Source organism: Brevundimonas bullata (genome assembly GCF_014207965.1).
Classification (GTDB): domain Bacteria; phylum Pseudomonadota; class Alphaproteobacteria; order Caulobacterales; family Caulobacteraceae; genus Brevundimonas; species Brevundimonas bullata_A.
In genome coordinates this window covers 102,275-122,945 of sequence record NZ_JACHLM010000001.1, presented here as the reverse complement: position 1 = coordinate 122,945, position 20,671 = coordinate 102,275, and the positions used below count along the sequence as shown (strand labels likewise).

Genomic DNA, 20,671 nt, shown 5'->3' with positions numbered 1-20,671 from the left:
TAACATGACCGAAGTCACTTCCAACGTCGCCGGCACTGACCGGGAACTGATCGCCTTCCGCATCGGCGAGCAGGAATTCTGCGTCGACATCATGAACGTCCGCGAGATCCGCGGCTGGACCCCGGCGACCCCGCTGCCGCGCTCGCCCTCCTACATGAAGGGCGTGATCAACCTGCGCGGCATCGTCCTGCCGATCATCGACCTGGGCGCCCGCTTCGGCCTGGCCACGGCCGAGCCGACCGCCCGCCACGTCATCATGGTGGCCCATATCGGCAAGCGTCTGGTCGGCCTGCTGGTCGACGCCGTGTCGGACATCGTGCAACTGACCGATTCGACGATCCAGCCGACGCCCGACGTCGCCAGCGACCACGTGAAGACCTTCGTCAAGGGCATCTTCGCCGTCGAAGGCGGCCGCATGATCAGCCTGATTGATCTGGAGCACGTTCTGCCGGCCGAAAGCGAAGCCGAAGCCGCATGACGAACGCCGCCGGGCGCGGATCCCTGGTCGAAGGCGAGTTCGTCTTCACCGCCGAGGACTTCCGCCACATCGCCCAAACCCTGCACGCCTACGCCGGCATCGCCCTGAGCGAAGGCAAGGCCGCGCTGGTTTACTCACGCCTGGCCAAGCGGCTGCGCGTGTTGGGTCTGCGCAGCTTCCGCGACTACTGCGCCCTGATCGAGGGCGTGGAAGGCGTTGACGAGCGTCAGGCCATGACCGCGGCCCTGACCACCAACGTCACCCGCTTCTATCGCGAGCCGCACCACTTCGATCACCTGCGCGATCAGGTCATGCCGGAACTGGCGGCGCGGGCGCGGGCCGGCGGGCGCGTGCGCCTGTGGTCGGCGGCCTGTTCCAACGGACAGGAGCCCTATTCCATGGCTCTGACCGTGCTGGACGTCCTGCCGGAAGCGGCGGATCTGGACGTGCGCATCCTGGCCACCGACATCGACCCCAATATGGTGGCCGAGGGCGCGGCGGGGATCTATTCCGACGAGCTGCTGTCGCCGGTGCCGGCGTCTGGCCGCAAGCATTTCACCCCGGTCCCCGGTTCGCCGGGCCAGTTCAGCGCCGACGCGACCCTGCGTCGCCTGGTGTCTTTCCGCGAGCTGAACCTGATCGGCGACTGGCCGATGAAGGGCAAGTTCGGCGTCATCTTCTGCCGCAACGTGGTCATCTACTTCGACGACGCGACCCAGGAAATGGTCTGGAGCCGCTTCACCCCGATGATGACCCCCGGCGCGACCCTCTACATCGGCCACTCCGAGCGCGTCAGCGGCCCCGCGACGGCGCAGCTGCAGACCTGCGGCCTGACGGCCTATCGCCTGGGAGGCCGCGCATGAGCCATCCTGTGCGCGTCCTGATCGTTGACGACAGCGCCACCATGCGCAGCCTGATCAGCGCCGTCCTGCGCCGCGACCCCGAGATCGCCGTGGTCGGCACGGCCGCCGATCCATTGGAGGCCCGCGCCGCGATCAAGGAACTGAACCCCGACGTCATCACCCTCGACGTCGAGATGCCCAATATGAACGGGCTGGAATTCCTCGAAAAGATCATGCGGCTGCGGCCCATGCCGGTGGTCATGGTCTCGACCCTGACCCAGGCGGGCACCGACGTCACCCTGGCGGCGCTGGAAATCGGCGCGGTCGACGCCGTGGCCAAACCCGCCCCCGGCGTCTCGGCCCAGGAGGCCTTCGGCGACCTGGCCGAGAAGGTGAAGATCGCCGCCCGCTCGCGCGTGCGCCCGCTGGAAACGCGCGAGGCCAAGGCGGTGGACGGCGCCTATCGCGCCGACCCCAACCACATCCTGGCCATCGGCGCCTCGACCGGCGGGGTGGAAGCTCTGCTGAACATCCTGTCGGCCTTCCCGGCCAACTGTCCGGCGACGGTGGTGACGCAGCACATGCCCGCCACCTTCACCAAGAGCTTCGCGGCGCGTCTGGACAAGGCGTCCGGCGCCACCGTCACCGAGGCCGTGGACGGCGCCCCCCTGATGCCCGGTCACGTCTATATCGCCCCCGGCGGCGAGACCCATCTGGAGGTGTCGGGCAGCCGCTGCCGTCTGGTCGCCGCCGACCCGGTCAACGGCCATCGCCCGTCGGTGGACGTCCTGTTCAACTCGGTCGCCCGTCTGGGCCGCCCCATGACCGGGGTGATCCTGACCGGCATGGGCAAGGACGGGGCCAAGGGTCTGCTGGCCATGCGTCAGGCCGGCGCCCGCTCCCTGGGCCAGGACGAGCAGTCCTGCGTCGTCTACGGCATGCCCCGCGCCGCCTTCGAGCTGGGCGCCGTCGAGCGCCAGCTGTCTCTGCCCCGTCTCGCCCCCGCCATCCTCGATCTGTGCGCCGCCGGCGCCCCCGCCTCAAAGCCTGTTGCGTAAGGACTACTCGTATGCCCGCCGCTTCCGCCCTCAATGTCCTGGTCGTCGACGATCAGCTGACCATGCGTTCCCTGATCCGCAACAGCCTGCAACAGATCGGCGTGCGTGAGATTTCCGAAGCCGCCGACGGCGAGCTGGGTCTGCGCGCGGCCATCACCAAGCCGGTGCATCTGATCATTTCCGACTTCAACATGCCGAACCTGGACGGCCTGGGCCTGCTGCGCGCCATCCGCGCCCACCCGCCGACGTCCAAGACCGCCTTCATCATGCTGACCGGCCGCGCCGACCGCGAACTGGTGCAGCGCGCCGTGCAGTTCGGCGTCAACAACTATCTGGTCAAACCCTTCACCACCGCCCAGCTGAAAGAGAAGCTGGAAGGCGTGTTCGGCCCGCTGACGTGAACCCCGCCCGCGATCAGCAGACGGTCGAAAGGCGCGTCCATGTCGGCCAGGGCGAGCACCATGTGACGTCCGATCGCGACGTCGTGCTCTCGACCGTGCTCGGCAGCTGCGTCGCCATGTGCCTGCGCGATCCCGTGGCCGGGGTCGGCGGCATGAACCACTTCCTGCTGCCCGAAGGCGCGGGGGCGGGGACCGACGCGGGGCGTCGCTACGGCGCCTATGCCATGGAGCTGTTGATCAACGACGTGCTGAAGGCCGGCGGTCGTCGCGACCGTCTGGAGGCCAAGCTGTTCGGCGGCGGCCGCATGTTCGACTCGCTCAAGGATGTCGGCGCGTCCAACGCCGACTTCGCCGAACGCTTTCTGGCTGACGAGGGCATTCCCGTCGTCGGCGCCAGCCTGAGGGGCGCCGGGGGGCGTCGACTACACTACTGGCCGGTGACCGGTCGGGCGCTGCAACGCGCGGTCACGGATGCGGTCGCCCCGCGTCCGACGCCGCCGCGTCTGCCGCCCGTCGACGCCGGTGCGCTGGAGCTATTCTGATGAGCCAATACGACGCCAAGGGTCTGTTGAGCGCGGTCGCGGCCGAACTGGACGACATCCGCGCGGGCGTGGACGAGGCCGGCGGTCTGGTGTCCGAACTGCTGCGCCTGGCTCCGGCCGAGCAGCGCCTGACCTTCCTGACGCGAATGCAGGCCTTTGACGTGCTGAGCCAGCGCGTGGACGCCCTGGCCGGTCTGGCGTCGGCCCTGTCCGAGGATCAGCCGATGGACACCGCCCTGGCCGCCCTGCCTCTGGCCGAGATGGCCGACCGTCTGCGCGAGCTGTCGTTCCGAGGCAGGCCGCTGTCGGAACCCGCGCCCGCCGCCGTTGCCGGCGACCTGCTGCTGTTCGACTGATCTCATGAGCGCCGCCGACCGGGTCAATCTGGAGCAATCGATCGTCCTGCTGATTGACGACAATCCGCAGGCGCTGGACATGCTCAGCTCTGTATTCCAGGGCTTCGGCGTCAAGGAACAGATCAAGTGCGCCTCGGCCACCGCCGCCGTGCGCATCATCCAGAACCGCGCCGTCGATCTGATCGTCATCGACTGCTCCGACCCGGAAATGGACAGCTACGCCTTCGCCCGCTGGTTGCGGCGCGAGACCCCGGCGCCCTTGCGCTTCATCCCCATCATGCTGCTGACCGGCCACGCCTCTCAGGCCAAGGTGCAGGAAGGCCGAGACTGCGGCGTCAGCTTCGTGGTCACCAAGCCCCTGACCCCCGCCGTCCTTCTGCGACGCATCCTGTGGCTGGCCGGCGACGAGCGCGAGTTCGTCGAGAGCGAGAACTACGTCGGGCCTGATCGCCGCGTGCGCAACTTCGGGCCGCCGCTGAACATGCCTGGACGCCGTCAGGGCGACCTGTCCACTCACGTCGGCGCCGCCGTCGAAGCCAATATGGATCAATCCGACATCGACATGCTGCTGAAGCCCCAGCGCGTCGCCCTGTGAGTACCGTTCAGTGACCGAAGCCCGCACCCTGAAGATCAAGACCAGCCTGGCCCGCCAGATGGCCCAGCCGGGCGGCCGGACCCTGGCGGACGTCGAGCGTCGCGCCAATGAGCGGCTGGAGCGTCACCGCGACGACGTGATGGTCACGGTCGCGGGAACCATCACCGAGCTGGAGCTGGTCGTCGCCGCCGCCGCGCCGGGCTCGGAGCCGCAGGTCTACAGGCTGGCCTCGGCCCTGCTGGCGACGGCGGGCTTCTTCGATACCGGCCCCCTTTATGACGCGGGCTACAGCCTGTGTGACGTGGCCGATCGGATGCAGTCCAGCGGCGCCTGGAGCTGGCCCAATGTCGCCGTCCACGTTCAGGCCATGCGGATGATCCTGACCGGCGGCTGTCAGGCGGACGCGACCAGCGACGCCCTGCTGGCCGGTCTGCGGTCGGTGGCGGCGAAGGCGCGCACCTAAATCCTTCTCCCCTTGAGGGAGAAGGTGGCCCGTCAGGGCCGGGTGAGGGGTGTCGACGCGACGGTTGAAATGTCGTGGGTCAGACGTTCGGCCTTGATCGGATGGGCGGTGCTCACACCCCTCATCCGTCAGGCTCCGCCTGCCACCTTCTCCCTCAAGGGGAGAAGGAAGGTTGCTCACCCGTACCGCGCGATCCCCAGGTCCGCCGTCTCGATGTCCGGGGTCTTGCCGCTGACGATGTCGGCGATGACCTGGGCCGAGCCGCAGGCCATGGTCCAGCCGAGCGTCCCGTGGCCGGTGTTCAGGAACAGGTTGTCGAACCTGGTTCCGCCGATGACCGGGGTGCCGTCCGGCGTCATGGGGCGCAGGCCGGACCAGTAGCTGGCCGCCTTCAGGTCGCCGGCGCCGGGGAACAACGACCCCACCGAGTGCTCCAGCGTATTGCGACGCGGCTCGGGCAGGACGTTGTTATAGCCGGAAATCTCGGCCATGCCGCCGACGCGGATGCGGTCGCCCAGGCGCGTGATGGCCACCTTGTAGCTCTCGTCCATGATGGTCGAGACGGGGGCGGCGGGCTCGTTGATGATCGGAGCCGTGATCGAATAGCCCTTCACCGGATAGACCGGCAGGGTCATGCCCAGCGGCTTGACCATCTGCGGCGAGTAAGACCCCAGCGCCAGCACATAGGCGTCGGCGGTGATCACGCCCTTGTCGGTCTGGACGCCGCTGATCCGGCCTTTGTCGGTGATCAGGGCCTTGATGGCTGTGTCGTAGAGGAAGGTCACGCCTTGCCCCTCGGCCACATCGCCCAGGGCGTTGGTGAATTTGAAGCAGTCGCCGGTCTCGTCCTTGGGCAGGCGCAGGCCGCCGACAAACAGGTCGCGGGTGGCCTTCAGGCCCGGCTCGGCGCGGATGCAGCCGTCCTGATCCAGCACCTCGAACGGCACCCCGCCTTCGCGCAGGACTTCGGTGTCCTTGTAGATGCCGTCCAGCTGCTTCTGGGTGCGGAACAGCTGCAGGGTGCCTTGCGTGCGGTGGTCGTAGTCCAGGCCCAGCTCGGCGTTCAGCGCGGTTTGAACCTCTTGGCTGTAGTCGGCCAGGCGCACCATCCGCGCCTTGTTCAGCGCATAGCGGGCCGAGGTGCAGTTCCTCAGCAGGGCCAGCAGCCAGCGCACGGTGGCGACATCGACCTGGGGCTGCAAAATCAGCGGGGCGTGGCGCATGAACAGCCACTTGACCGCCTTGGCCGGGATGCCCGGCGCGGCCCAGGGCGAGGAATAGCCGGGCGAGATCTCGCCCGCATTGGCGAAGCTGGTCTCCAGCGCCGGGCCGCTCTGGCGGTCGATCACCGTGACCTCATGGCCGGCCTTGGCCAGGTAGTGGGCCGTCGTCACGCCGATGACGCCGGCGCCCAGGACTGCGATCTTCATGGTCTTGACCTTACGCGAAGTTCCCCGCGCCGTTTCCCTAGAGCCTGATCGGTTGAGGTGGAAGCACTTCGCGCTTCCACCGACGCCGTGAATCAGGCTCCAGGATAGATGCTGGAGCGAATATTCTGGGTTCGGATGCGAAGGCATCTGAACCGATTTCGCTCTAGACCAGTTTTTGCGTTTGTCGAGCGCTGCCGGAACGTGTGCGTTGCAACATGGCGTGAGATTGAAACGGTTGGGCGCGGACTCGATGATAGTTGAGCGGAAATTCTCTCATGGACGCGGCATGGCGACCATTCCCTATCCCGCTCATCCCGGCGTCCGCCGGGATGAGCGGTGGGGGGAGACTTGACCCAGATCCGGGGCGAATTCAGCCCAGCTGTTTGCGGAGCAGAACCCCGCCCAGCGGCGGCAGAGTGTTCGCCTCGCCCATATAAACGGCGTCGATAACGGTATAGCCCTCGGGCTGCTCCCAGGTCTGCGGCTCATGCCCCAGGTTGAACACGGCCAGCAGGGTCTCGCCGCCGCCCTCGCGGCTGAAGATCAGCAGCGGCTCCGTCGTCAGCACCGTCATGTCGCCCCGCAGCGCCGGATGGGCGCGGCGCAGGGCCAGGATGCGGCGCGTGGCGTGCTGCATCGACGTCGGATCGGCCTCCTGAACATCCACCGCCAGCGCCGGATGGCGCGCGTCGATCGGCAGCCAGGGCTCAACGGTCGAGAAGCCGGCGAAGGGGGCGTCGGCCTTCCACGGCATCGGGGTGCGGGCGCCGTCGCGGCCCAGGGTCTGGGGCCAGTTGGCGATGGCCTCGGGATCGACCAGCCGCTCGAACGGCACCTCGCCCTGCGGCAGGCCCAGTTCCTCGCCGTAATAGACGAAGACGTTGCCGCGCAGACAGACCAGCAGCAGCATCAGCATCTCGGCCAGTCGGCGCTCATCGCGGCCCTCGGCCCAGCGCGTCACCGCGCGCGGCGCGTCGTGGTTGGAGAAGGTCCACGAAGGCCAGCCTTCGCCTTCAGCCCCCGGCCACATCTCGGCGCCCGCCGCGATCAGGTCCGCCGTCAGCCGCTCGGCGTAGAGGTAGAGGAAGCCGTAGGCGCTGTTCAGCCGCCGGGCGTCGGCGGTGTATTGCTTCATCTCGCGCGCGGCGTGGTCGCCGGCGACCTCGGCCACGGTGAAGCGGGCGTTATAGCTGTCGGTCAGGGCCCGCACCCGCTCCAGGAAGGGCAGGATGTCGGGGGACGACTGGTTGTGGATCTTGTCCTGAAAATCGAAGGGCCGGGTGCGCTTGCCGCCGGGCGGCAGGGGCGGATTACTGCGCAAGCCCGGATCGCCGATCATGAAGTTGACGGCGTCCAGGCGGAAGCCGTCCACCCCGCGATCCAGCCAGAACTTGCCCACCGCCAGCAGGGCCTCCTGCACCGCCGGATGGCGCCCGTTCAGTTGCGGCTGCTCGGCCAGGAAGTTGTGCTGATAATACTGGCCGCGCCGCGCGTCCCAGGTCCAGCCCGGCCCGCCGAAGACCGACTGCCAGTTGTTCGGCGGGGACCCATCGGCCTTGGCGTCGGCCCAGACGTACCAGTCGGCGAAGGCGTTGGTGCGGTCCTGTCGGCTGGCCTGAAACCACGGGTGCTGGTCCGAGGTATGCGACCAGACCTGATCAAGGATGATCCTCAGCCCCAGAGCGTGCGCCTTGGCCAGCAGGGCGTCGAAATCGGCCAGGGTCCCGAACACCGGATCGACGTCGCAATAGTCGGCGACGTCGTAGCCGAAGTCCTTCATCGGCGAGGGATAGAAGGGCGAGATCCACACCGCGTCCACGCCCAGCGACGCGACATGATCCAGATGGGCCGTTATCCCCTTCAGGTCGCCGATCCCGTCGCCATTGGTGTCGGCGAAACTGCGCGGATAGATCTGATAGATCACGGCGCCTCGCCACCATTCCTGATGGGCGTCTGGACCGGATCTGGCAGGGGAGGTGATCATGTCGTCCCGTCACGGTGGGCGGGCGCATGAGGAAAGGCAATGGGCGAGTCGAGTCGAAGGTCTGGGCGCCGGATCAAGATTTCGGGACCACATAACCCGGCTCTGGACGCCGCGCCGCTCTGGCTAGACAGTCGGGGTCTCGCCGCCTTTGCGGGCGGCCTCTTGGGAAGCGATCATGAGCCAGCCTCAGTCCGCCACAGGGGGCGCAAAGCGCGGCACGGGCCTCGCCTTCGCCTATGTCACCAGCCTGTTTTTCGCCTGGGGCTTCGCCACCTCGCTGATCGACCCGCTGATCGCGGCGGTGCGGCGGGTGTTTGACCTCAGCTATACGGAATCCTTCCTGACCACCTTCGCCTGGTTCATCGCCTATGGCGTGGCCTCGCTGCCGGCGGCGGCGGTGCTGACGCGTCTGGGCTATAGCTGGGCCATTGTCGTGGCCTTGCTGACCATGGTGCTGGGCTGCCTGATCGTGCCGGCGGCCACCTTGATCGACTTCTATCCCGGCATCCTGCTGGCCCTGTTCGTCATCGCCTCGGGCGTGACCCTGTTGCAGGTCGCGGCCAATCCTCTGGTGGCCGAGCTGGGTTCCAAGGAAACCTCGCACTTCCGTCTGGTCTTCTCTCAGGCCTTCAACTCCCTGGGGGCCACCCTCGGGCCGTGGCTGGGGGCGCACGTCCTGCTGACCGGCGGAGTCTTCGCGGCGGGCGCGGTGGTCACGGTCGCCACGCGCGGCCAGTCCCTGCGCAGCATCGACCTGGCCTTCCTCAGCATGGCCGGCGTCTTCGCCCTGATCGCCGCCTTCATCTTTTCCGCCCGCAAGCAGATCAACGCCGCCGCGCCGGTGCATGACGCCGCCGAGCCGGTCGGTGCCGCCGCCATCCTGTCAGCCCTGCGCTCGCGCTGGGCCCTGTTCGGCGCCCTGGCCATCTTCATCTACGTCGGCTCAGAGGTGGCCATCGGCAACATGCTGACCAACTTCCTGTCCGGCCCCGACGTGCTGAACATTCCGGTCCACGAGGCGGGCAAGATGGTCGCCCTCTACTGGGGCGGGGCCATGGTCGGGCGCTTCGTTGGATCCTGGCTGCTGACCCGGGTGCATGCGGGCGTGCTGCTGACGCTCTGCACCGTGGTGGCGGCCTCGCTGTGTCTGCTGGTGACCCAGACGAGCGGGATGACGGCGGCCTATGCGGCCCTGGCCGTCGGCTTCTTCAACTCCGTCATGTTCCCCAGCATCTTCACCCTGACGCTGGAGCGGTCGAGCGCGCCCGCCGCCTCGACCTCGGGCCTGCTGGTCTTCGGCATCATCGGCGGGGCCATCCTGCCGCTGCTGGCGGCGCAGGTGGCGGACCGCTCGGGCGACATCCACCTGGGCTTTTTCGTGCCGGTGGCGGGCTATCTGCTGCTGACCGTCTTCGCCGTCGCCTGCGTCCGCACTCAGGGGCGAGAGGGGGAGGGGCCGATCGCTTCGCCGCATTGAGGGCGGGTCTCTTTTATCCGCTCATCCCCGCTTCCGCGGGGATGAGCGGGATTGGGGGTGCAAATCCTACGACGCCCGCGTCGGGTCGGTCAGCGGTTCGCCGAAGTGGCGGTCGACGTGCAGGTTGGCGGCCAGGGGCGCCGTGGTGCGCTCGATCAGGCGGTGGACCACCGGCTTGTCCGGTCCCTGATGCAGGGCGTAGATGCGGCGCGAGATGTCGGCGTCGGCCTGGGTGATGCGCTGGTTGTGGCGCACGTAATCCAGCCAGGTCGCGGTCTGGTATTTCTCGACCCAGACGTCGGGCTCGGCCAGGTCGCGCAGCAGACGCCACTGCCGCGCGCCGTCGCGGCGGCGGACGCGGCGGCGCTCGTCCATCACCGCCAGGAGGTCGTCGATGTCCTCCTCGCGGATGCGATAGGCGATGGAGACCACCACAGGGCCGCTGCGGGGTTCGATGGCCAGTTGCGTCTCAGGCTCGGTCCAGCGCCGCAGCAGGTCCATGTTCAGGTTGGCGGTCGAGGGCAGGGGCACCCGCAGCCCGATCAGCACCGCCAGCAGCAGCACCCCCGACGACAGGCCCAGCGCCGTGTCCAGGCCCTGGCTTTGCGCCAGCGAACCCCACAGCCAGCTGCCGCCCGCCATGCCGCCAAACGCCGCCATCTGGTACAGAGCCAGCGCCCGGGCCACGACCCAGCGCGGCACCGACATCTGCACCGTGACGTTGAAGGTCGACAGCACCAGCACCCAGCCCGCGCCCGCGATCATCAGGGCCGGCAGGGTCAGAGCCACCCAGGGGCTATAGCCTATGGTCGCCGCCGCGACGGCGAAGGCCAGACCGGCGACGCGGACAATGGTCTCGGTCTCGTACCTGGCGCGCAGCTTGCCGACGAACAGGGCGCCGCCCACCGCGCCGACGCCGAAAGCGCCCAGCAAGAGGCCGAAGACCAGAGGCCCGCCGCCGCCCTCGCGCGCCACCAGCGGCATCAGGGCCTGAACCGCGCTGGCCCCGACGCCGAAGACCACGGCGCGCAACAACACCGCCGTCACCCGCGGCGACAGGAAGGCGTAGCGCACGCCCCCGACCATGGCCGCCAGCAGGCCCTCGCGCGGTAGGGCCTGCTTGGGTCGATCCGGTCTCCAGCGGAACAGGACGACCAGCAGGCCGATGTAGCTGGCGGCGTTGACGGCGAAGGCCGCCGCCGCGCCCGCCGCCGCCACGATCATCCCGCCGATGGCCGGCCCGACGCTGCGGGCCAGGTTGAAGCCCATGGAGTTCAGGGTCACGGCCCCGGCCAGGTCCTCACGCGGGACCATGTCGCCGACCGAGGCCTGCCAGGCCGGGCCGTTGAAGGCCACGCCGCAGCCGATCAGGAAGGTGAAGCCGAGCAGCACCCAGGGCGTGATCAGCCCCAGATAGGTCATGACCGACAGCCCCGCCGAGACCAGCAGCATGAAGGTCTGGGCCGCCAGCATGATCTTGCGCCGGTCCACCGTGTCGGCCAGCGCCCCCGCCGCCAGCGACAGCAGCATGATCGGCAGGGTGATCGAGGCCTGGACCAAGGCCACCATCTGGGCCGAGGCGATGGAGGACATCATCCAGGCGGCGCCGACCGACTGGATCAGACCGCCGAAGTTCGTCGCCAGACTGGTGATCCAGACGGCGCGGAAGATCGGATGGTTCAGCGGTGCCAGCGCCCCGGTGCGGACGCGCGGCGCGGTCTCGGGGGCGGTCATGACGCGGACCGGCTGTGGCGGAAGATCAGGATGGCGGCGCCCGAATGGTGACTGCGGAACGAAGCCCTAATGCACCCCTTTGGCGACGGCTTGGCAAGGCGCGAAGGGTTTATATTGGCGCTGCCACTTCATCCCGCTCATCCCGGCGAAGGCCGGGATCCAGATCATATGACGGAGGGCTGGCCTCAAATGGCGCTATGGCGTCGCCTGCTGTCAGCAGAGCGCCTTACAATCTGGATCCCGGCCTTCGCCGGGATGAGCGGTGAGGGGGGCGGCTATCGGGCCAGCAGGGCGTCCGCCGCCGACTGGTTCAGGCCCGTCTCGCCGGCCATGGCGGGGCCGTTCAGCAGGGCGGCGTCGGGCCGGGGTGGGGCCTTGCGCCCGGTCAGGGCGGTCAGCAGCCGGTCGATCCTCTGGTCCGCCAGGTCCTGAAAACTGCAGGCGGCGAGGATGTGGTGAAAGCTGGCCGTCACCGCCTCGGCGTCCATCGGCTGGGCCCGCGTCAGGGCCAGACCCTGTTCGGCGGCGGACAGGAGGTCGTCGGCGGCGGCGGCCAGTTCGCGCCGCAGGTGGTCGATCTCGGCCAGGATCTGTTGCGGCGTCATCGGGGGCGTCATGATCAGATCTCGCCCACGACCGAGGTCAGCTTCTGCTTCAGCACCGCCAGGGTGAAGGGCTTGATGACGTAGTTGTTCACCCCGGCCTGACGCGCGGCGATGACGTTCTCGACCTTGGCCTCGGCGGTGACCATGACGAAGGGGGTCTTTTTGGTGCGCTCCTCGGCGCGGACCTGTTTCAGCAGCTCCAGCCCCGTGACCGGCTGCATGTTCCAGTCCGACAGGACCAGGCCGTAATCCTTCTCTTTCAGCAGGGCCATCGCCGCCGCCCCGTCGGGCGCGTCGTCGACGTTGACGAAGCCCAACTGATTCAGCATCCCCCGCACGATCCGCACCATCGACTTGTAGTCGTCCACCACCAGGACGTTCATGCTCTTGTCCGCGGCCATTCCATTCCTCGTTGCACAGGCGCGGCCATACAGGCCGCTGTGATTGAAGGACGCGCCGACCCCTCAGGGCCAGCAATGCAGCTTTAAGATGTATTCGCTTAAGCTTGGATTAACCGATTTCCCTTGAAGGTTGCATTCAACAGGGGCGGTTCCGCCGCCCTCAAAGGGGGCGCTCGACTGTGGACGACGTCATCAACGAATTCATCGCCGAGGCCCGCGAGGGCATCGAGGCCGTGGACGCCAAGCTGGTCCGCTTCGAGCAGACGCCGGATGACCCGGACCTGCTGGGCGACATCTTCCGCCTGATCCACAGCCTCAAGGGCGGCTCGGGCTTCCTCGGCCTGATGCGGTTGCAGAGCGTCACCCATGCCGCCGAAAACGTGCTGGGCCTCTATCGCGACGGGACCCTGGCGGTGGACGCGGCGTCCGTCACCGTCATCCTCGACGCGGTGGACGTGGTCCGGGCCGTGATCGAGGGACTGGCCGAAACCGGCGTCGAGCCTGAGGGCGACGACCGCGCCCTGATCGGGCGGCTGGACCGCATTTATGCGGGCGACAGCGCCCCGGCGGCGACCGCGTCTGCCGCGTCGCGCTCCCTGCTGGAACGCGTCGGCGGCGATGCCACGCTGGACGCCGCCTGCGAAGGCGCGCTGGCCCTGCTGGTCACGGTCCCCGTCACCGGCCCCCTGTTCGCCGGGATCGATCTCGACCGGGTGCAGGCGGAATGGCGCGAGGCCCTGTGCGGCGTCGCCCGGGCCACGGCGGCGCCCGGCGCCTTTCAGCGCGCCCTGGCCGAGACCTTCGGCGAGGCGCTGGCGGGGCATGAGGCGGCCTTCGTTCAGGCCGTGCGTCAGAACCTGATCGATCTGGAAGGCGAGGCCGAGGCCGTCGATACGCTCCTCGCCGCGCCGCCCGCCGAACGCGAGGCCGAACCCGCCCGCGCCGACCGCTCCGAACCGGCCAAGGGGCCGCAGACCATCCGCGTCGGCGTCGACACGCTGGAAGGCCTGATGACCATGGTCAGCGAGCTGGTGCTGATCCGCAACCAGTTGATCCAGACCCTGCGCGCCCAGCCGGAGACCCCCTTCGCCGGGCCGCTGCACCGGCTTAATCAGGTGACCAGCGAACTGCAGGAAGGGGTGATGACCACCCGGATGCAGCCGATCAGCGGCGCCTGGGCCAAGCTGCCGCGCCTGGTGCGCGACCTGGCCTCGGACCTGGGCAAGCGCATCGACCTGGTCATGACCGGCGAGGACACCGAGCTGGATCGTCAGGTCATGGAGCTGATCCGCGACCCCCTGACCCACATGATCCGCAACGCCGCCGACCACGGGCTGGAAACGCCGGAACAACGCCGAGCGGCGGGCAAGCCGGAGACAGGCCGCATCACCTTGCTGGCCCGGCACGAGGGCGGCGCCATACTGATCGAGATGGCCGACGACGGGCGCGGCCTGCCCGCCGCCCGCATCCGCGACAAGGCGGTCGAGGCGGGGCTGATCTCCCCGGCTCAGGCGGCGGCGATGAGCGACGCCGAGGCGCGCCAGATGATCTTCCTGCCCGGCTTCTCGACCGCCGCCTCGGTGACGGCGGTGTCGGGGCGCGGCGTCGGCATGGACGTGGTGCGCACCAATATCGAGGCCATCGGCGGGGCCATCGAACTGGCCTCGGTCGAGGGGCAGGGGACGCGCTTTTCCATCCGCATTCCGCTGACGCTCAGCATCATCGCCGGACTGGTGGTCGAATGCTGCGGCGAGCGCTTCGCCATGCCCCAGGCCAGCATCATCGAACTGGTCAGCGCCAACGGCGCGGCGGGCCGACGCATCGAACAGATCAACGGCGCCGAGGTGCTGCGCCTGCGCGACCGCCTGCTGCCGCTGGTCTCATTACAGGCCCTGCTGGGGCTGGAGGCGCCCGAGGGACCGCGCGGCGAGGCCTGCATCGTCGTGGCCCGCGTCGGGGCCTTCACCTTCGGCGTCATCGTCGACCGAGTGTTCGACACCGAGGAGATCGTGGTCAAGCCGGTGGCGACCATCCTGCGTCACCTCAAGCTCTATTCCGGCGCGACCATCCTCGGCGACGGGGCGGTCATCATGATCCTCGACTTCAAGGGCATGGCGGTCGAGGCGGGCGCGGGCGCCCTGCTGAACGGCGGCGATGACATGGCCGCCGAGACCGCTGTTTCGGATGACCGCACAGAGTCCCTGCTGGTCTTCCGCGCCGCCGACGGCGGGCTGAAGGCCGCGCCCTTGGCAGGGGTGGCGCGCATCGAGGAGCTGGAGCCCGCCGCACTGGAATGGGCCGATGGGCGCTCGCTGTTGCAGTATCGCGGCCAGTTGATGCCGGTGCTGAACGCGGACGGCGCGCCGCTGACGTCGGCGCCGCCGACCAAGCGCCCCCTTCTGGTCTTCTCGCGCGGCGAGCGCAGCCTGGGCCTGATGGCCGAAGAGATCGTGGACATCGTCGAGGCGGCGGCGACCGCCGAACTGGCGGGCTCCTCCACCGGGGTCAGCGGCAGCGTCGTGGTGGCGGGCCGGGCGACCGAACTGATCGACGTCGACTTCTACTGGCGGCGCTGCGACGGCGTGGCGGAACCGCGCCTTGATGCGCCGCCGGTCGAGACCCAGAGCGTCGGCGCCTTCGTCCGCGCCTCCAAGCGGTTGCTGGTCGTGGACGAGAGCCCCTTCACCCGGATGCTGCTGGGGCCGCTGCTGGCGCAGGCCGGCTATGAGGTCGAGGTGGCGGGCGACGCCGAGGCGGCGCTGGCGATGCACGACGCCGGGGTCGCCTTCGACCTGATCCTGGCCGACACCAGCCATGCGGGCCCGGCGGCGCGGCGCTTGGCCAGCGCCTTTGGCCGGGCCTCCGCCTGGCACGCCACGCCCTTGTTGGGGCTAGGGACGCGCCGGATGGCGGGCGGCGACCCGGCTGACGACGGCCTGCTGGCCGATGTCGCTGAGGCCCTGTCGGACACGCCGTCTTCTCATGATGATCAGGAGGCCGCATGACACCCGCCACGACCGAACCCTCGCTGGAAGGTCTCGTCGCCGTCCGCGTCGGCGATCAGATGATCGGCGTCCCCCTGCTGCGGGTTCAGGACGTGATCGCCCCGGTGCGCATCGACCGCGTGCCTCTGGCCCCGTTCGAGGTGGCGGGGTCGCTGAACCTGCGCGGGCGCATCATCACGGCGGTGGACATGCGTCGCCGTCTGGGCCTGGCCCCGCGCGAGATCGGCCAGCCGCACATGAGCGTCATCGTCGAGCGCGGCGGCGAGCTCTACGCCCTTCAGGTCGAGGACGTCGGCGACGTCCTGTGGCTGGACCGGGCGGCGAGGGAGCCTCTGCCCGTCACCCTGGCGCCCGAATGGCGGGCCCTGTGCGACGGCCTGCACCGCCACGACGACGCCTCCCTGCTGATCCTCAACATCGAACAGACCTTCACCCTGTCCGCCCCGGCCGCTGGGGCCTGAGCGAACTATCAAGGAGCCTGCCATGTCGCGCACCGCCGCTGCCCACGCTGCTGAACGCCTGGACGACCTGATCGTGGCCGGGCCCGAGGACGATCCCGACGCCTTCGCCCGCGCGGTGGTGCGGTCCACCTCGGCCGCCCTGATGATGGTCGACCGCGACCTGACCATCATCGATCTGAACGACGCCACACGCGCCCTGCTGAAGGCCAATGAGGCCGCCTTCGCCCGCGCCTTCCCCGGGGTGGCGCTGGATCGGATGATCGGCACCTCCATCGATGTCTTCCACAAGGATCCCAGCCACCAGCGCGCCATGCTGGCCCACCCGCTGGCCCGACCGCACATCGCCGAGATCAGCGTAGGCGACCCGCGTTTTGCGCTTCGGGTCATGTCGGTGCTCGACGCCGGCGGCGACTACGTCGGCAACGTACTGGAGTGGAACGACGTCACCGAGCTGCGCAAGCACGCCGGGATGCTGGAGGCGCTGAGCAAGGCCCAGGCGGTGATCGAGTTCAATCTGGACGGGACGATCCAGAGCGCCAACGGCAACTTCCTGAGCACCACCGGCTATCGGCTGGAGGAGATCGTCGGCCGCCACCACTCCATGTTCGTCGATCCGGCCGAGGTGCAATCGGGCGCCTATCGCGCCTTCTGGGAGAAGCTGGGGCGCGGCGAATACGACGCCGGTCAGTACCGCCGGGTCGGCAAGGACGGGCGCGAGGTCTGGCTGCAGGCCAGCTACAACCCCATCCTCGACGCGCGCGGGACGCCGCTCAAGGTGGTCAAGTTCGCCACGGACATCAGCGCCCAGAAACAGGTGGCGGCGCGGGTGACCGAGATCTCGGGCATCGTCGCCTCGGCGGCCTCGCAGATGCGCGCCACGGCCGAGAGCATGGCCGGCACCGCCGAGGAGACCACGCGCCAGGCCGGGTCGGTGACGGCGGCGGCCGAGGTCACCTCGGTCAACGTCCAGACGGTGTCGTCGGCGGGTGAGGAGCTGACCGCCTCCATCGCCGAGATCGCCCGTCAGGTGGCCGAGTCCAGCAGCATCTCCCAGCACGCCGTGACCGAGGCCGACCGCACCAGCGAGGCCATCCGCACCCTGGCCGAGGCGGCGCAGAAGATCGGCAACGTCGTCACCCTGATCAACGACATCGCCGGCCAGACCAAGCTCTTGGCGCTGAACGCCACCATCGAGGCGGCGCGGGCGGGCGAGGCGGGCAAGGGCTTCGCCGTCGTCGCCTCGGAGGTGAAGAGCCTGTCCGACCAGACGGCGCGGGCGACGCACGAAATCTCGTCCCAGGTTTCGGCCATGCAGTCGGCGACCCAGACCTCGGTCGGGGCCATCGGCAGCATCACCGACACCATCCGCAAGGTCGCCGACATCGCCTCGGCCATCGCCGGCGCGGTCGAGGAACAGTCCGCCGCCACCCGCGAAATCGCCGCCAACGTGACCCAGGTGGCCGAGGGCACGCGCCAGGTCTCGACCAGCATCGCCGGGGTCAACGCCGCCGCGGTCCAGACCAGCGACGCCTCCTCCGAACTGCTCAACGCCTCGGGCGAACTGGCCCGCCAGGCCGAGGCACTGACGGCGGAAATGGACCGTCTCGCCGCCGCCTGAGCCCCCGAGGGCCGCGACGCGACGAGGGGGCGAAGGCGGCGGGCCCCGCCTTCGCCCCCTAAACTCCTCCAGCCTCCCTTCCCCCTCGAGGGGGGAAGGGTCGGGGATGGGGGTGAGGGCGCGAGGTTTGAGACTGGGCGCATGAGGCGGGGTCGCTTCTCCTGCGTCCTCCGACACAACGCCTGCCTCCACCCCCACCCAACCCTCCCCCCTCGAGGGGGAGGGCTTTGACGTTCAGCCCGGCCTAAACACGCTTCTTAGCCCCACGACCGGCGCGAAGGCGCTGTCCAACCCCACGACGGTCTCCGCGCTGCCCAGCACCAGGGCGCCGTGCGGCTCCAGCGCCTGACCCATCTGGCCGAGCGCGGCGCGCTTATGCTCGCGGTCGAAATAGATCAGCACGTTGCGGCAGAAGACCAGATCGAACCGACCCAGACCCGCCGTCCCGGCCAGCAGGTTGTGCGGCGCGAACCGCACCATCGACCGCACCTGCGGCGACAGCAGCCACTGGTCGCCCTGACGCGTGAACCAGCGGGCCAGCCGGGCGTCGGACAGGCCGCGCCTGACCTCGAAGTCGCTGTAGAGGCCAGTGCGGGCGCGCTCCAGTATGGGCAGGGACATGTCGGTGGCCAGGATATCGATGCGCCAGCCGGGCATCCGCGCCTGTTCCTCCATCAGCAGCATGGCCAGGGAATAGGGCTCCTGCCCGCTGGAACAGGCGGCGCTCCAGATGCGGAGGGTTCGGCTCTGCGCCCGCGCCGCGATCAGGTCGGGCAACAGGGTGTCGCGCAACTGATCGAAGGGCGTGGTGTCGCGAAAGAAGAAGGACTCATGCGTCGCCATCGCGTCGATGCAGCGTTGAGCCAAAGCCCCGGACGGCTCGGCGCCGACCTTGGCCAGCAACTGATCCAGCCCCAGGAACCCGTCCTTGCGCGCCAGCGGCTCCAGCCGGCTTTTCAGCAGATAGTCCTTGTCCGCGGTCAGCACGAGGCCGGAGCGGTCCAGCACCAGCTTGCGAAACCCCTCATAGGCGACGGTCATGCGCAGGCCCTCCGAACCCAGGGCGCAATCTGGGGCAGGGGCAGGACCGCCTCGGCCAGTCCCGTTTTGGCGGCGGCGCCCGGCATGCCCCATACCACGCTGGTCGCCTCGTCCTGAACCACGAACCGCCCGCCGGCCTCGGCCACGACGCGGCAGCCCTCGGCCCCGTCCGCCCCCATGCCGGTCAGGATCACCGCCAGCACGCCGGGGCCATAGACCGCCGCCGCCGACCTCAGCATGGGATCGACCGAGGGGCGGCAGAAATGCTCGGGCGTTTCCTGATTGAGGCGGATGACCGGCACGCGCCCGCTCAGGCCCACCGTCATGTGCCAGCCGCCGGGGGCGACATAGATGCGGCCGGGCAGGATGGGCTCGCCGTCGCGCGCCTCGGCTGCCGGACGACCGCCGGTTCGCTCCAACTGTTCGGCCAGCATGGCGGTGAAGGTCGGCGGCATGTGCTGGGTCAGCAGCACCGCCTGTTCCAACTCGCCCTTGAGGTCGGCGAATAGGCTCATCAGGGCGGGCGGCGCACCCGTAGAGCCGCCGATGGCCACGACCTGGGGGCGGATGGGCGGGGACAGGGGCGCGGGGCGAACGAGGGGGACTGCGAGGGCGGGCGTCGGCGGCGTCGGCAGGCCGCCGCTGCGCCCCAGAGCTTTCACCTTGGCGGTCAGTTCGCGCGCGAACTCCTCGGCCCCGACCAGTCCCCCGGTCTCGGGCTTGGGCACATAGTCGGCCGCCCCGGCCTGCAGCGCCTGCAAACTGATGCGGGCGTTTCGCCGCGTCAGGGTTGAGGCCATGATGACCTTCACCTCGGGCTGCAGCTTCAGGATCAGGGGCAGGGCGGTCAGCCCGTCCATGACCGGCATCTCGATGTCGAGGACCACCACGTCTACCGCCGTCCGGTCCAACTCCGCCAGCGCCGCCTCGCCCTGGGCGGCGCGCGCCACGACGCGCAGCGCCGGGTCGCGTTCCAGGGTCTGCACGATCAGGCCGCGCACGATGGCGCTGTCGTCCACGACCATGACGCGAATGCGGGGATCTCGAACGGGCGCGGCTTCCAGCAAGGCGGTCATCCTCTGGGTTGAGCTCTGAATATAACTCATAGTTGTAAACAAGCTGTCGCCGTGACGCGCGGGTCTGCGGGGCCTATAGAGGCCGCTTCCTTTTCATCGCCGCCCGCCCGGATGCTTTTCGTGACGCCTGAAACCGCCTCGCCCGTCTGCGTCGCCGCCCTCTATCGCTTCGCCGCCATCGCCGATCGCGAGGCCGTGCAGGCGCATCTGCTGGACTTGTGCGGCGACGAGGTGCGCGGCACGCTTCTGGTGGCGCACGAAGGTCTCAACGGCACCATCGCCGGGCCGGACGCCGCCGTCGCTCGCGTGGTGGATGGCATCCGCGCCCTGCCGGGTTTCGACCGGCTGGAGCTGAAATACTCGACCGCCGAGGTCATGCCGTTCCACCGCATGAAGGTGCGGCTGAAGGCCGAGATCGTCACCATGGGCGTGACCGACATCGACCCGGTCGACGGCGTCGGCGCCTATGTCTCGCCCCAGGACTGGAACGCTCTGATCGCGGATCCCGACACCATCCTCATCGACACCCGCAACGACTATGAGGTCGAGGTGGGCGTCTTCGAGGGCGCGATTCAGCCCAATACGCGGACGTTTCGCGAGTTTCCCGACTGGTTCAGGACCGAGGGCCGCGCCCTGCTGGACCGGCCCAATCCGCCCAAGGTCGCCATGTACTGCACCGGCGGCATCCGCTGCGAAAAGGCCACCGCCTTCCTCAAGGCCGAGGGCGTGGAACAGGTCTTCCATCTGGAAGGCGGCATCCTGAAATACCTGGAAACCATCCCCGAGCCCGAGAGCCTGTGGCGCGGCGACTGCTTCGTCTTCGACGAGCGGGTGGCGGTGGGCCATGGGCTGAAGGAGGGCGACCACAGCCTGTGCCGCGGCTGCCGCATGCCGGTCAGCCCCGAGGCGCGGCTGTCGCCGCTGCATGTCGAGGGCGTCTGCTGCGCGCGCTGTCACGATACGCGCACGGACGAGCAGCGCGAGGGCTATGCCGAGCGGCAGAAGCAGATGGAGATCGCGACGCGCCGCGGCGTCGGGCATGTCGGCGCGGTGCAGAAGCGGGCGGACTGACCCACCCCCCGCCCATCCCCGCGGAGGCGGGGA

General features: G+C 69.0%; 20 protein-coding genes. 13 read left to right on the top strand and 7 right to left on the bottom strand.

The genetic code is table 11. From position 1 onward, the window contains the following. Window positions 1-4: 4 nt before the first annotated feature. Genes HNP51_RS00625 through HNP51_RS00590 form a run of 8 tightly spaced genes read left to right on the top strand, consistent with a single transcriptional unit; the run spans window position 5 to window position 4,735 of the window. The gene (locus HNP51_RS00625; protein WP_184265810.1) at window positions 5-478 is read left to right on the top strand and encodes a chemotaxis protein CheW; all 474 of its coding nucleotides are present in this window, start codon (window positions 5-7) and stop codon (window positions 476-478) included. Next, window positions 475-1,341 (top strand): protein-glutamate O-methyltransferase CheR, encoded by an 867-nt coding sequence (locus HNP51_RS00620; RefSeq protein WP_184265807.1) that lies wholly within the window; start codon window positions 475-477, stop codon window positions 1,339-1,341. The genes HNP51_RS00625 and HNP51_RS00620 overlap by 4 nt, the downstream gene beginning before the upstream one ends. After that, the gene (locus HNP51_RS00615) at window positions 1,338-2,378 is read left to right on the top strand and encodes a chemotaxis response regulator protein-glutamate methylesterase (RefSeq protein ID WP_184265804.1); all 1,041 of its coding nucleotides are present in this window, start codon (window positions 1,338-1,340) and stop codon (window positions 2,376-2,378) included. Before HNP51_RS00620 ends, HNP51_RS00615 begins: the two co-directional genes overlap by 4 nt. Window positions 2,379-2,389: 11 nt before the next feature. After that, window positions 2,390-2,779, top strand: coding sequence for a response regulator (locus tag HNP51_RS00610; RefSeq protein WP_114815746.1), 390 nt, complete (start codon window positions 2,390-2,392; stop codon window positions 2,777-2,779). Then, complete coding sequence (locus tag HNP51_RS00605) at window positions 2,776-3,321, top strand: chemotaxis protein CheD (RefSeq protein WP_184265801.1); 546 nt, start codon at window positions 2,776-2,778, stop codon at window positions 3,319-3,321. The genes HNP51_RS00610 and HNP51_RS00605 overlap by 4 nt, the downstream gene beginning before the upstream one ends. Further along, window positions 3,321-3,677 carry a hypothetical protein gene (locus tag HNP51_RS00600; RefSeq protein ID WP_184265798.1) on the top strand — a complete coding sequence of 119 codons (357 nt, stop codon included), beginning with the start codon at window positions 3,321-3,323 and terminating at the stop codon, window positions 3,675-3,677. Before HNP51_RS00605 ends, HNP51_RS00600 begins: the two co-directional genes overlap by 1 nt. 4 nt (window positions 3,678-3,681) lie before the next feature. Then, window positions 3,682-4,272, top strand: coding sequence for a response regulator (locus HNP51_RS00595; protein ID WP_184265795.1), 591 nt, complete (start codon window positions 3,682-3,684; stop codon window positions 4,270-4,272). Between the two features lie 10 nt (window positions 4,273-4,282). Further along, the gene (locus tag HNP51_RS00590; protein ID WP_184265792.1) at window positions 4,283-4,735 is read left to right on the top strand and encodes a chemotaxis protein CheE; all 453 of its coding nucleotides are present in this window, start codon (window positions 4,283-4,285) and stop codon (window positions 4,733-4,735) included. 176 nt (window positions 4,736-4,911) lie between these two features. Here HNP51_RS00590 and HNP51_RS00585 read toward each other — a convergent pair whose 3' ends face one another. After that, complete coding sequence (locus HNP51_RS00585; RefSeq protein WP_260398267.1) at window positions 4,912-6,312, bottom strand: D-amino acid dehydrogenase; 1,401 nt, start codon at window positions 6,310-6,312, stop codon at window positions 4,912-4,914. A 223-nt stretch (window positions 6,313-6,535) separates the two neighbouring features. Beyond that, window positions 6,536-8,149, bottom strand: coding sequence for an alpha-amylase family glycosyl hydrolase (locus HNP51_RS00580; RefSeq protein ID WP_184265786.1), 1,614 nt, complete (start codon window positions 8,147-8,149; stop codon window positions 6,536-6,538). Window positions 8,150-8,324: 175 nt separating this feature from the next. On the opposite strand from HNP51_RS00580, the gene HNP51_RS00575 reads away from it, so the two are divergent. Further along, window positions 8,325-9,626: a sugar MFS transporter gene (locus HNP51_RS00575; RefSeq protein ID WP_184265783.1), complete on the top strand. Its 1,302-nt coding sequence runs from the start codon at window positions 8,325-8,327 to the stop codon at window positions 9,624-9,626. A 66-nt stretch (window positions 9,627-9,692) separates the two neighbouring features. Here HNP51_RS00575 and HNP51_RS00570 read toward each other — a convergent pair whose 3' ends face one another. The 3 genes from HNP51_RS00570 to HNP51_RS00560 all read right to left on the bottom strand — a co-directional run bounded on the left by HNP51_RS00570 (window position 9,693) and on the right by HNP51_RS00560 (window position 12,366). Next, entirely contained in the window at window positions 9,693-11,360 is a 1,668-nt protein-coding gene (locus tag HNP51_RS00570; protein ID WP_184265780.1) for an MFS transporter, read from the bottom strand. A 275-nt stretch (window positions 11,361-11,635) separates the two neighbouring features. Further along, a complete protein-coding gene (locus tag HNP51_RS00565) occupies window positions 11,636-11,977 on the bottom strand; it encodes a hypothetical protein (RefSeq protein WP_184265778.1) in 342 nt (113 codons plus the stop codon). A 2-nt stretch (window positions 11,978-11,979) separates the two neighbouring features. Then, the gene (locus HNP51_RS00560; protein ID WP_114818713.1) at window positions 11,980-12,366 is read right to left on the bottom strand and encodes a response regulator; all 387 of its coding nucleotides are present in this window, start codon (window positions 12,364-12,366) and stop codon (window positions 11,980-11,982) included. Between the two features lie 179 nt (window positions 12,367-12,545). Between HNP51_RS00560 and HNP51_RS18785 the strand changes: the two genes are divergently transcribed. Genes HNP51_RS18785 through HNP51_RS00545 form a run of 3 tightly spaced genes read left to right on the top strand, consistent with a single transcriptional unit; the run spans window position 12,546 to window position 17,450 of the window. After that, window positions 12,546-15,371, top strand: a complete 2,826-nt coding sequence (locus HNP51_RS18785; protein ID WP_184265775.1) for a hybrid sensor histidine kinase/response regulator — start codon at window positions 12,546-12,548, stop codon at window positions 15,369-15,371. Then, complete coding sequence (locus HNP51_RS00550; RefSeq protein ID WP_184265772.1) at window positions 15,368-15,832, top strand: chemotaxis protein CheW; 465 nt, start codon at window positions 15,368-15,370, stop codon at window positions 15,830-15,832. The genes HNP51_RS18785 and HNP51_RS00550 overlap by 4 nt, the downstream gene beginning before the upstream one ends. A 22-nt stretch (window positions 15,833-15,854) precedes the next feature. Then, window positions 15,855-17,450 carry a PAS domain-containing methyl-accepting chemotaxis protein gene (locus tag HNP51_RS00545; RefSeq protein WP_184265769.1) on the top strand — a complete coding sequence of 532 codons (1,596 nt, stop codon included), beginning with the start codon at window positions 15,855-15,857 and terminating at the stop codon, window positions 17,448-17,450. Between the two features lie 234 nt (window positions 17,451-17,684). Here the strand turns inward: HNP51_RS00545 and HNP51_RS00540 are convergent, their stop codons facing one another. Further along, a complete protein-coding gene (locus HNP51_RS00540; RefSeq protein ID WP_184265766.1) occupies window positions 17,685-18,491 on the bottom strand; it encodes a protein-glutamate O-methyltransferase CheR in 807 nt (268 codons plus the stop codon). Further along, window positions 18,488-19,567, bottom strand: coding sequence for a chemotaxis response regulator protein-glutamate methylesterase (locus HNP51_RS00535; protein WP_221415684.1), 1,080 nt, complete (start codon window positions 19,565-19,567; stop codon window positions 18,488-18,490). The genes HNP51_RS00540 and HNP51_RS00535 overlap by 4 nt, the downstream gene beginning before the upstream one ends. Window positions 19,568-19,687: 120 nt before the next feature. Here HNP51_RS00535 and HNP51_RS00530 point away from each other — a divergent pair, with 120 nt between their 5' ends. Then, the gene (locus HNP51_RS00530; protein ID WP_311769878.1) at window positions 19,688-20,638 is read left to right on the top strand and encodes a rhodanese-related sulfurtransferase; all 951 of its coding nucleotides are present in this window, start codon (window positions 19,688-19,690) and stop codon (window positions 20,636-20,638) included. Window positions 20,639-20,671 lie beyond the last annotated feature (33 nt).